This is a genomic window from Streptomyces sp. NPDC020192 (assembly GCF_044388685.1).
In the GTDB taxonomy this organism is placed as follows: domain Bacteria; phylum Actinomycetota; class Actinomycetes; order Streptomycetales; family Streptomycetaceae; genus Streptomyces.
Map to the genome: position 1 here is coordinate 1 of NZ_JBIRXG010000124.1, position 1,609 is coordinate 1,609.

Sequence of the window (1,609 nt, forward strand, 5' to 3'; positions counted from 1 at the left end):
AACACCCCGCTGAGGGACGGCAGCGAGGAGTACCTCGACTCCGAGAAGTACCAACTCAGGCCCCGCGACTGGGAGTCGGCCGAACGGGAGGGCCGTAGCATCGCCCCCCTCATCGCCACGCTCAACCGCGTCCGACGGCACAGCCCCGCCCTGCGCCAACTGCGCGATCTGCACTTCCACCACGCCGACAAGGACGCGGTGATCGCCTACTCGAAGCGCAGCGGGTCGAACACGGTTCTGGTGGTCGCCAACCTCGACCCCCACCACACCCAGGAGGCGACGATCTCGTTGGACATGCCGCAACTCGGCCTGGACTGGCACGAGTCCGTGCCGGTGCGCGACGAGCTCACCGGCGAGACCTACTACTGGGGCAGGGCCAACTATGTGCGCCTCCAACCGGGTCATCGGCCCGCGCACGTCCTCACAGTCCTGCGACCGTCCAACCCGCAGATCGGAGGGTCACCCACCATATGAGCGTCAATGAGCCCGTTCCGGACACCTTCGAGGACACCCCCGTCAAAGACCGGGACCCGGAGTGGTTCAAACGCGCCGTCTTCTACGAGGTCCTGGTCCGCTCCTTCCAGGACAGCAACGGCGACGGCATCGGCGACCTGAAGGGCCTGACCGCCAAGCTCGACTATCTCCAGTGGCTCGGCGTGGACTGTCTGTGGCTGCCACCGTTCTTCAAGTCACCGCTCAGGGACGGCGGTTACGACGTCTCCGACTACACCGCCGTACTCCCGGACTTCGGTGACCTCGCCGACTTCGTGGAGTTCGTGGACGCCGCCCATCAGCGCGGCATGCGCGTCATCATCGACTTCGTCATGAACCACACCAGCGACCAGCACCCGTGGTTCCAGGAGTCGAGGCGCGACCCGGACGGCCCGTACGGCGACTACTACGTCTGGGCCGACGACGACAAGCAGTACGAGGACGTCCGGATCATCTTCGTCGACACCGAGGCCTCCAACTGGACGTACGACCCCGTACGCAAGCAGTACTACTGGCACCGCTTCTTCTCGCACCAGCCGGATCTGAACTACGAGAACCCGGCGGTGCAGGAGGAGATGATCTCCGCGCTGAAGTTCTGGCTGGATCTCGGCATCGACGGGTTCCGGCTGGACGCCGTGCCGTACCTGTACCAGCAGGAGGGCACCAACTGCGAGAACCTGCCGGCGACCCATGAGTTCCTGAGGCGGGTGCGCAAGGAGATCGACGCCCAGTACCCCGACAAGGTGCTGCTGGCGGAGGCCAACCAGTGGCCCGAGGACGTCGTCGACTACTTCGGGGACTACAGCTCCGGCGGCGACGAGTGCCACATGGCGTTCCACTTCCCCGTCATGCCACGCATCTTCATGGCCGTACGCCGTGAGTCCCGCTACCCCGTCTCGGAAATCCTCGCCAAGACCCCGGCCATTCCCTCCGGCTGCCAGTGGGGCATCTTCCTGCGCAACCACGACGAGCTGACCCTCGAGATGGTCACCGACGAGGAACGCGACTACATGTGGGCCGAATACGCCAAGGACCCACGGATGCGCGCCAACATCGGCATCCGGCGGCGGCTGGCTCCGCTGCTCGACAACGACCGCAACCAGATCGAGCTGTTCAC

Annotated in this window: 1 protein-coding gene and 1 pseudogene; both read left to right on the forward strand. The window is 65.3% G+C overall.

Going from position 1 to position 1,609, the window contains the following annotated elements; translation table 11 throughout:
* Positions 1–474: pseudogene (locus ACH47Z_RS47165) on the forward strand (alpha-1,4-glucan--maltose-1-phosphate maltosyltransferase); the annotation flags it as partial.
* A partial coding sequence (treS, locus tag ACH47Z_RS47170; protein ID WP_399086839.1) for a maltose alpha-D-glucosyltransferase occupies positions 471–1,609 on the forward strand: 1,139 nt, incomplete at its 3' end. The pseudogene ACH47Z_RS47165 and the gene treS, both read left to right, overlap by 4 nt.